Consider the following 9521-nt stretch of genomic DNA (forward strand, 5'->3'; position numbering starts at 1 on the left):
CAACCAAAACCTCGACCATCCCACCTCCCGAAAGGGGCCTGTGCCATGACGATCACGACCACCGATGCCACACCAAAGCCACCTACCGCAGACGAAAGTGTGGACGATACTGCGCAAGATTTCGAACATTCTCCGGGCGACGACGACGCGATCGCGGAGCTCGCTTCCCGAATCGAGGACACGTTTGGCAGGATCACCACCTGTAAAGCGCAATTGCTGCACCAGATTGGCATCTTTGATTCGCTGCGGCTGGCTCGTCGATGCGGGGCGAGGACGACCGCGGGGTGGCTGGTGCGGCGGCTGGGGATCTCGCAGACCACAGCGCACGAGTATGTGCGCGTCGCTCGTGAGCTGACCACGTACCACCTGCTCGCGGAAGCATTCCAAGAAGGCGCAGTGAACTACTCCAAGGTGCGCCTGCTCCTCCCGTACCTGAAGAAGAACGACGAGTCGACGCTCGTGGAGATGGCACGGAAACACGGCTACCACGAGCTGGAGGCGGAGCTTGCGCTGCTGGACAGGGACGACGGCGAGGATGCCCCGACACGGTCCTCGTACGTGCGGATTGCGGAGCGCAAGAACGGACGCTTCGGACTGTGGGCCGACCTCAGCCCGATGGAAGGCGCGCAGGTAGCGGCCGCGCTGAAGATCGGGGAACTGGCCTACCACGACGTTGACCTGCAGGATGCGGTCAACCGGGACGCGGTCGAGGAGGAGCTGGAGGACCTGCCCACCTCGTCCGGGATCGGGATGCCTACGGGCAAGGTGATGCTCGCTGCGTTCATGGGGATGGTGAATGTCGTGCGCTCGCGCCCGAAGAACCCGCTACGTGCCCCGGGTGCGCACGTCAACATCGTGACCACGGTTGACGGCGGGGCCTATTTGCCGGTTGGGGGCGCGGCGGCGTCGGCAAGCGTGGCGCACGCCGTGGCGAACGCCATGGTGCGCGTGAACACGGTGGACAAGGACGGCCTGATTCTCAACACGTCGAGGGCGTCGAGGCTGGCCACGGACGGGCAGCTCAACGCGCTGATGACCATGTGGGGCGGGCGCTGCGCCATGCCCGGGTGCGACCATACGAGGTTCATTCAGGTCCACCACGTTCACGACTGGGCGGACGGAGGCGCCACGGACCTGCACAATCTGCTGCCGCTGTGCTCGTCGTGCCATGCGATGGTCTCGGAGGAGTGGATTCGCATCCTGGAGGACGGCCCCGACTTGCACTTCGTGTTTCGGGATGGGAGCAGGTTCGTGGCGGAAAGCTATCAGGCGCCGCTGCGCAGCGACACGTCCCTGACCCTGCGCGAGTTCAACCAGGGGAGCGCTTAGCGCGCCAGGCGCATCCTGCGGTGCGGGATGCCGGTGTCGAGGAACTCGTCGCCCTCCGCGACGAGTCCGAAGCGGGAATAGTAGCCGACCAGGCCGGCTTGGGCCTCGATGATCAGGTCGCCCGGCCAGCGGGTGGTGTACTCAATCCCGGTGCGTACGATCTCGGGGCCGAGGCCGGTGCCGCGGTGCGCCGGGGCGACGACGAACCTGCCGAAGCGCGAGCCGGTCTCGGTGGGGAACACCCGGGCGCAGCTGGCGAGCTCGCCGTCGTCGGTGAGCGCCAGAATGTGTCTGGTGTCCGGGTCGGCGTCCTGGTCGTCGATCTCGTTGTACGGACAATCCTGCTCGGCGACGAAGACGTCAACGCGGAGCTTGTATAGCGTGTGGACCTCGCGTGGGGTCATCTCATCCAGCGATTTCAGCACGATCACGGTGCGGTTCAATCCTTCCTGCCTTGCCGTAGGAGACGTGGCGGTGTGCCCATTCAAACGGGCCCTGCTTTCCAGCAGCTTCGAGTGCGGTGGCGAGTAGCACGGTCGCAAGCCACACGCAGGCGCTGAGTGCGAGTTTGCCGCTGATGGTCCAGTCCTGGCCAAGTCCCAGGCTAAACGGGTACACCAATGCGAGAAAGAAAAAGGTCTGCGCCAGGTAGCCGGACATCGAACGCTTGCCAAGCGCGACCAGTGGGTACGTCCAGGCAGACGCTGTGTTATTTAACCGGGAAGTAACGAGCGCGAGTGCCGCGAGGATCCCCGGGCCGGTCAAGGAACCCCACGACGAGTTGAGCAGGTGCAGGCTCGACTCCAACTCGGGATTGAGCACGCCAATGGCGGCCAGCCCCCAGGGCAGACCGATGGCCAACATGATGACCCCGGCCAGGATCGTCCACGTCCACAGCGTGCGTGCGTGCTGCTTGGTGTTGACCAGCACGCCTTCCTTCGCCCACACATAGCCGATGGTGGCCAAGGGTACAAGCTCAAGCAGGATAAACGGGGTGGACAGCAGCATTTCTGCCGCGTTGGCGAGGTTGTTGGTGAAGTAGGTGCCAAAACTCCCAAATTCTTCATTGAGCACATTGTTCCCACCCATCTCCTTAGCCACCTCAGGGATTAACGCCGCTGATACGCCAATGAATGAAGTGAAAAGGATGTAGAGGCCCAGGCACGAGTACGAGATGATCCGCAGCGACTTGGTGGACAGCGTGAACATCACCGAAAGTAGCAGGCCGACGAAGCCGTACATTGTCATGATGTCGCCGAAGAACACCAGGAACATGTGCGCCAGGCCAAAAAGCGCGAGCGCGCCGTAGCGCCGGGCCAGGATCTTTCGTGCCTCGCCAACCGGGTACTGCTTCCGGTACAGGCTGGAGACGACAAGCCCGAAGCCGAAGCCAAGCAGCGTGGCAAACATGGGCAGGCCGCGGGAGTGGACGAAGAGGGCGGCGAAGAGGGCCAACGCGGCGTCGATAAGCGAGCCCTCTTGCACCCCGCCGACACTCCACCCGGGGCCTGACTCCGGCTGCGAGTGCTGATTGATCATCCAAAATAGCGAGCCGTTGGCGAGAGCGATGCCGAGCAGTGCTGTGCCGCGGGCAAGGTCGGGGACGAGTAGTCGTTGCATGGGCCTCACTTTTACCAGCTGCTTACCGCATCAGCCAGGGCGAGACCGAGACGAGGATGGCGCGGGTGGCCTGGTCGAGCGTGGGCTGCAGGTCAGGCGCAAAGAAGGGGGAGTGGTTGGACGGGGCGGAGTTGATGTCCGAGCTGCTGCCCACAAACCAGTAGAAGTACGGCGCGCCAAAGGCATTGGCAATGGTGGGGAAGTCCTCGGAACCGCACAGCCGGCCGAAGTCGCCGACCACATCGCCGAACTGCTCGCGGAACGCGGCCATCACCTGCTCGGCGGTGGCCTCGTCGTTGGAGAACTCCGGCGCCCCGCCGACAATCTCAAACGTCGGTTCCGTGGTCGCGCCCGCCGCCGCGCACTCGGCGCGGACGATGCGCCGGATGGCGCTGTTCAGGCGGTCGCTGACCTCGGTGGTGAACGCGCGGGTGCTCACGGATAGCTCGGCGGTGGCGGGGATCGTGTTCGGGGATTCGCCGGCGTGGATCGCGCCCACCGTCACCACGCCCATTTCCTGCGGGGCGATCTCGCGCGACACAATGGTCTGCAGGCGGGTGATCACGTGCGCCGCGATGACCACGGGGTCCACCCCCTTCTCCGGCATCGAGCCGTGCGCGCCGGTGCCGTGGATGGTGATTTTGGTCTGCACGCACGTGGAACACACCGGCCCGGCGAGCGCGCCCATCCCGTAGCCGGGAATCATCGGGCCGACGTGCTGGCCCAGCACCACGTCCGGGGTCGGCACCTTCTCCGCCAGGCCGTGCTCCACCATGTCCCGCGCGCCGGCGCCGGTTTCCTCGCCGGGCTGGAACAGCGCGAGGAGCGTGCCCGACCAGGCGTCAGTGTGCTGCGCAAGCATTGTCGACGCCGCGAGCAAGGCCGCCGTGTGCATATCGTGCCCACAGGCGTGGGCGGCGCCGAGCGCGGGGTCGGCCGAGTACTCCAGGCCGGTCTCCTCCGAGAGCGGCAGGGCGTCGAAGTCGGCGCGGAAGCACACGGTCGGACCTTCGCCGTTGGTGAGGATGCCCACCTTGCCGGTGGCGCCCACCGGCACGACGGTGAAGCCGGCCGCTTCCAGCTCCTCGCCGATGCGGGCGCTCGTCTGGTGCTCTTCCAGGGCGAGTTCGGGGTGCCGGTGGAACCACTTGTACAGCGCTTCGCGCTCGCCGCGGGTGGCGTCCAGATCGGACTCGAATGGTGCAAACGGTCCAGTGAGTGCAAAAGAAATCGTCATGGGGACATGCTAGCCCGGGGACATCCCACCTTTGATGTGGTAAATGAGGAAATTGGGGCAAAAACATGGCAATGTATACGGGAGTTGCTGTTGTGGTCTATGTAGGAAGAATGCCCATGATTCGTCGTCGTATCGCCGCCCTGATCACCGCGTTTGCCGTCGCCGCGCTGCCTGCTGCGCCCGCGAACGCTGGTGAAGCGCCTGCACCGCAGCCGGCGCCGATCGACCCGAACTACACCTGGCACAACGACCCGATTTCAAAGGTGCTGGCCGGCAAGCCGCTTGCGGACTACGTCCTGCACCGCGTGCCCGGCTCGTTCCACGACGCACCGCGCATCCCGCGCGAGTCCAACGAGGCCCTGCAGCGCGGCAACTCCCTATACGGCCCTGGCACCCCCATCTACGTGGGCGAGGGCGACAACGAGGTCATGTGCACCGTCGCGGTCGCCGGCTACGGCGAGCACGGCAACAAGTACGCCCTGACCGCGGGGCACTGCGGCAAGGTCGGAGACCCGGTCTCCTCGGCGGACTCCTGGCAGGTGGGCCACTCCGGCAACATCGTCAAGGTCAACGAGCGCCTGGACTACGCGCTCATCGAGCTCGGCTCCAACGCCGAAGTCACCCGCTCCTACGACGGCGTGACCATCAACCACCTCGGCTCCGCGCCGGTGAAGCCGGGCAAAAACGTGTGCAAGAAGGGCGTGGCCTCCGGCGAGACCTGTGGGATCACCTGGTCGGACTGGAACGTGCAGAACGTGAACCAGGTCTGCGCGATGCAGGGCGACTCCGGCGCGCCCCTGTACACGGACGACCGCCTCGTCGGCATGATCAACGGTGGCCTGTTCCCCGCGCCGTTCGACGTGCAGTGCACCACCCCGCTGCAGGGGCCGATCTACGCGCCCACCAGCGCCGCCCGCATGGACGCGATCCTGGCGGACCTGAACAACGGGTTCCGCCTGCCGTAACCTAGCTGTGATGTCCAGGGACGTTGTTGAGTCGGTCGAAGGGTACGCCGCCAATCGCAGAGTGGTGTCGGTGGTGGTTGTAGAAGTGGAGCCAGCCGGGCAGCGCCAGGCGTCGTTCGGCCTCTGAACCGTAAAACCTGGCATAGGCCCAGCCGTCCCCGAGCGTGCGGTGGAATCGCTCGATCTTCCCGTTCGTCTGCGGCCGGTAGGGGCGTGTCCGCTTGTGTCGGATGCCGAGCCGAGCGCAGAAGTCCCTCCATGCGTGGGATCTGTATGCCGACCCGTTGTCGGATAGGACTCGCTCGACGGTCACGCCTCGTTCGGCGAACCAGGCCACGGCGCGTTCGAGAACTCCCACCGCTGTGCTCGCCTGCTCATCCGACCAGATTTCTGCGTATGCGACGCGGGAGTGGTCGTCGATGACTGTGTGAACGAACGCCGTCCCGGTGCGCGGCTTGTGATCTTTTCCTCGTGGTAATCCCGGAGTCGCGAGCTTGTTCCGTGCGCCTTGCTGCCGACCTACGTAACGATGTCCACCGCCGTCGGGGATGTTGCCGAACTTCGTGACATCGACATGAATCAACGATCCCGGATGAGGATGCTCATATCGCCGCAATGGCTCGCCAGTGACACGATCGATATGCGAGAGGCGGTTCACGCGGCAACGGACGAGGACCGCGTGAACAGTCGACGTCGAGAGACCAAGTCGCGCAGCGATCTGGGCTGGCCCCAGTCGAAGCCGCCAGCGCAGGTTGATGATCTTCTTCTTGACATGCTCGGGCGTCCTGCCTGGGATCCGGTGCGGCTTGCTGGAGCGATCCTGCATCCCAAACTCACCCTCTTCCCGGTAGCGGCCTGCCCATTTCCGGGCAGTGATCGGGGAGACCATGAACATCTTGGGGTCGTTTGCGGGAGGGGGCGGAATCCTACGCTAAGGCTTTGGCCAGCGATATTCTCCGGTGAGATTGATGTGTTCCCATCCGAGCGGCGAAACATGGGCCAAGAGATCGGGCGATAGCAGCTTTCCATCGCGTTTCTGGTTTGCAACGACCTCGCCGAGCTTCATGGTGTTCCAGAAGATGATGATGGCGGCGAGCAGATTCATGCCGGCGATGCGGTAATGCTGGCCTTCGGCGGAACGGTCGCGGATTTCACCGCGGCGGTGGAAGCTGATTGCCCGCTTCAGCGCATGATGAGCTTCGCCTTTGTTGAGCCCGATCTGGGCACGCCGTTGGAGTTCGGCATCCAGAATCCAGTCGATCATGAACAGGGTGCGCTCGACGCGACCGACTTCCCGCAGGGCTGTCGCGAGCTCGTTCTGCCGCGGATAGGAGGCGAGTTTCCGCAGAATCTGGCTTGGCGCGACGGTCCCGGCAGCAATGGTGGCGGCGATGCGCAGGATGTCGGGCCAATTGCGCTCGATCATGGCTTGGTTGACCTTTCCGCCGATCAACGCTCGCAGGTGCGCCGGGGCGGCCGACGGATTGAACGCGTAGAGCCGTTTGGATGGCAGGTCGCGGATGCGCGGAGCGAACCGGTAGCCGAGAATGGCACATGCGGCAAAGACGTGATCGGTGAAGCCGCCCGTGTCGGTGAACTGCTCGCGGATATGGCGTCCAGCATCGTTCATCAGCAGGCCATCGAGGATGTAAGGCGCTTCGCTTGCCGTTGCAGGAATCACCTGGGTTGCGAACGGCGCATATTGGTCGGAGACGTGGCTATAGGCTTTCAGGCCCGGGGTATTGCCATATTTCGCGTTGACCAGGTTCATGGCCTCACCTTGCTCTGTAGCGACGAAGAACTGTCCGTCGCTCGAAGCCGACGTGCCCATGCCCCAGAACCGGGCCATGGGTAACGCTGCCTGTGCCTCGACCACCATGGCCAGCGCCCGGTCATAGGCTTCGCCCTCGACATGCCACCGTCCAATGCGGATCAATTCCCAGAAGGTGTGGGTGTTTGTCGCATCCGCCATTTTGCGCAAGCCGAGGTTGATCCCTTCCGCCAAGATAACGTTCATTAGCCCGATCCGGTCAGCGCAGGGTGCTCCTGTGCGCAGATGGGTGAACGCTTCGGTGAAGCCGGTCGCCGCATCCACCTCCAGCAGGAGATCGGTGATGCGCGTGGGCGGGATCTGCTTGTAGAGATCGAGCACCAGATCTTCGGCGCCTGTCGGCGCGGCGGCTTCGAGTTTCTCGATATGCAGAACGCCGTTTTCAATCGACCCGCCCGGGATCGTGCCTGCGCGAGCGGCACGGCCAAGCTCGCGCAACCGCATGTCGAGGCGAGCTTGCCGGTCTGCCAGCCATTCCTCCGGCCGCAATGGCACAGCGAGACGACCGCCTTCCGCGATGGCTTGTGCCGGAACGAGTGCGTGTTTCAGATCGCCATAGCGCCGGGACCTAGTAAGCCAGACATCTCCGGAGCGGAACGCATCGCGCAGATGGAACAGCACCGCGATCTCCCATAGGCGAGCGTCGCCAGCCCTCTGGGCCCGAAGGTGGCGATGCCATTTCGAGCTGGGCCGCAAGAAGCTGGTCATCGCGGCATCGTTCAAACCGGTACGAAGGGCCGTCACCGCTTCCAGAAGCGGCAGTGCAACGGGCGCAGCTCGCAGATCGAGCAGGCGCAACATGCGTGGAGCGTATCGGCGGAAGCGGTGATAACCGTCGAGCACATGATTGAGCGGATCGTCGGCCATGGTGGCGGTCAGCCTGGTTGCCATTGCAACAAGGGTTTTTAAGCCGTCCCACCCTGACCCACTCGCGATGACATCGCCCAGCGGCTGGCCATCATCCTGTGCATCGACCAGGGCGCCCCCGATCTCGGCGAAGGATTTCAGGGTGTCACGCACCACCCCCGCTTCGTCTGCGACTTTTGCATGGCAAATACGCTCCGAAGCACGGTAGAGACGGCCGACGATCCGGTCGTGGGTTTCGACCACTGCGTCGGCCAACATCGCCTGCCATTCCGAGACGCAAACAGCCAAGATCGCAAGCCGCCTGTCCTCCGGGAGATCGCGCATGCCGTCGGCATAATACCGTTCACCCTGCCTGCGCAGACGAGTCACCCGATGGGCAGGAACGCCGGCAAGCAGATCCTCGGGGAGATCGACGCGTTGCAGATATTCGAGCCGGTCGAGCAGCCGGTTGGCCGACGAAGAGTTCGAGCCAGGCTCGAACTGGCGCAGCCACACAAAACGGGTCACCCGATCATCAGCCGTCTCCTCGAGCAATGCCAGCAACTGTTCTCGGATCGACATAGGCAGCCGACTGGCGATCCTCGTCTCGATGCGTCGCTCGGCATCGACGAGAGCCGCGGCACAAAGCCGCTCGATCGTGGATGTCGCGGGAAGGACAGTGCGGGTGCGTCGGCACTCGGCTACGAAGCGACGGGCGATATCCTCGTTCGACACCGCCATCTCGGCTTCTCGGAACAACCATTCCTTCAGCTCGCTCGCACCACGTCCGGAGAAGGTGCGGAAGCCGTAGAGCCCCCGTAACTCGGCAAGATGCTCGTGCCGTGTTTCCTCGCGGGCAGCATAGTCTACGAGATCGTCGGCACCCAGGCCAAGCTGCGCTCCGATAAATTCGATGACCTCTGCAGGGATCAGTTCGCCTGGAGCCAGCACCCGGCCGGGATAGCGCAGGACACACAATTGCAGGGCGAAGCCGAACCTGTTGTGAGCGCGCCGACGCAGCCTGATATGCCCAAAGTCTTCATCACTCAGCGTATAGTGCTTGAGCAAATCCGTCTGTGAAGTCGGCAAGCGCAACAGCGCGTCTTTCTGCCGATCGGTTAGAGTGACGCGACGCGGCATACATGTTCCTTTTTCAAAATCTGATAGCGTTCAAGACGCTTTGTTTATGAAGCTGGTTGAGATACATTTCCAGAGGTCAATGCAATCGTGGCCGAAGCGCCGCCTCAAACCAACGTTTGTGATACATGCTGATCGGATATGCCCGCGTCTCCAAAGCCGATGGCTCGCAGTCTCTCGACCTGCAGCACGACGCCTTGCGCGCCGCAGGTGTCGAACGGGACAATATCTATGATGATCTTGCTTCCGGCGGTCGTGATGATCGCCCTGGCTTGACTGCCTGCCTCAAGTCATTGCGTGACGGCGATGTGCTGGTGGTCTGGAAGCTCGATCGCCTCGGACGATCGCTTGCCCATCTGGTCAACACGGTGAAGGAGCTGTCAGACCGCAAGATCGGCCTGCGGGTTCTGACTGGAAAGGGCGCTCAGAGGCACTGTTGCAAAGTTAGCGATGAGGCAGCCTTTTGTCTTATTCAAAGGCCTTACATTTCAAAAACTCTGCTTACCAGGCGCATTTCGCCCAGGGGATCACCATAATAAAATGCTGAGGCCTGGCC

6 protein-coding genes and 3 pseudogenes are annotated in these 9521 nt (G+C 63.4%); 3 read left to right on the top strand and 6 right to left on the bottom strand.

What is annotated here, in order from left to right; translation table 11 throughout:
* Window positions 1–45 precede the first annotated feature (45 nt).
* Window positions 46–1329 (top strand): HNH endonuclease signature motif containing protein, encoded by a 1284-nt coding sequence (locus FPH17_RS10250; protein ID WP_154880349.1) that lies wholly within the window; start codon window positions 46–48, stop codon window positions 1327–1329.
* Here the strand turns inward: FPH17_RS10250 and FPH17_RS10255 are convergent.
* From FPH17_RS10255 to FPH17_RS10265, 3 genes are read right to left on the bottom strand one after another with little or no spacing between them, the layout of a single operon-like run.
* Window positions 1326–1760, bottom strand: a complete 435-nt coding sequence (locus FPH17_RS10255; RefSeq protein ID WP_154880351.1) for a GNAT family N-acetyltransferase — start codon at window positions 1758–1760, stop codon at window positions 1326–1328. The genes FPH17_RS10250 and FPH17_RS10255 overlap by 4 nt on opposite strands.
* Window positions 1735–2949, bottom strand: coding sequence for a DUF418 domain-containing protein (locus tag FPH17_RS10260; RefSeq protein WP_154880353.1), 1215 nt, complete (start codon window positions 2947–2949; stop codon window positions 1735–1737). Before FPH17_RS10260 ends, FPH17_RS10255 begins: the two co-directional genes overlap by 26 nt.
* A 22-nt stretch (window positions 2950–2971) precedes the next feature.
* A complete protein-coding gene (locus FPH17_RS10265) occupies window positions 2972–4186 on the bottom strand; it encodes an amidohydrolase (protein ID WP_154880355.1) in 1215 nt (404 codons plus the stop codon).
* Between the two features lie 116 nt (window positions 4187–4302).
* Between FPH17_RS10265 and FPH17_RS10270 the strand changes: the two genes are divergently transcribed.
* A complete protein-coding gene (locus tag FPH17_RS10270) occupies window positions 4303–5151 on the top strand; it encodes a S1 family peptidase (RefSeq protein ID WP_095548574.1) in 849 nt (282 codons plus the stop codon).
* 1 nt (window position 5152) lies between these two features.
* Here FPH17_RS10270 and FPH17_RS10275 read toward each other — a convergent pair.
* Together FPH17_RS10275 and FPH17_RS10280 are read right to left on the bottom strand one after the other, a co-directional pair.
* Window positions 5153–6043 (bottom strand): annotated as a pseudogene (locus FPH17_RS10275) (IS481-like element IS5564 family transposase); the annotation flags it as partial.
* Window positions 6044–6082: 39 nt separating this feature from the next.
* Complete coding sequence (locus tag FPH17_RS10280; protein WP_011116984.1) at window positions 6083–8968, bottom strand: Tn3 family transposase; 2886 nt, start codon at window positions 8966–8968, stop codon at window positions 6083–6085.
* A 125-nt stretch (window positions 8969–9093) separates the two neighbouring features.
* On the opposite strand from FPH17_RS10280, the pseudogene FPH17_RS10285 reads away from it, so the two are divergent.
* Window positions 9094–9369, top strand: a pseudogene (locus FPH17_RS10285) (recombinase family protein); the annotation flags it as partial.
* A gap of 77 nt (window positions 9370–9446) precedes the next feature.
* Here FPH17_RS10285 and FPH17_RS12045 read toward each other — a convergent pair.
* Window positions 9447–9521, bottom strand: a pseudogene (locus FPH17_RS12045) (IS6 family transposase); the annotation flags it as partial.

Origin of the sequence: Corynebacterium gottingense (assembly GCF_007559235.1) — a bacterium.
Lineage (GTDB): Bacteria > Actinomycetota > Actinomycetes > Mycobacteriales > Mycobacteriaceae > Corynebacterium > Corynebacterium gottingense.

Coding starts and splice junctions, on each gene's coding strand:
- FPH17_RS10250 (WP_154880349.1), top strand. CDS start 46: ATGACGATCACGACCACCGATGCCACACCAAAGCCACCTACCGCAGAC.
- FPH17_RS10260 (WP_154880353.1), bottom strand. CDS start 2,949: ATGCAACGACTACTCGTCCCCGACCTTGCCCGCGGCACAGCACTGCTC.
- FPH17_RS10265 (WP_154880355.1), bottom strand. CDS start 4,186: ATGACGATTTCTTTTGCACTCACTGGACCGTTTGCACCATTCGAGTCC.
- FPH17_RS10270 (WP_095548574.1), top strand. CDS start 4,303: ATGATTCGTCGTCGTATCGCCGCCCTGATCACCGCGTTTGCCGTCGCC.
- FPH17_RS10280 (WP_011116984.1), bottom strand. CDS start 8,968: ATGCCGCGTCGCGTCACTCTAACCGATCGGCAGAAAGACGCGCTGTTG.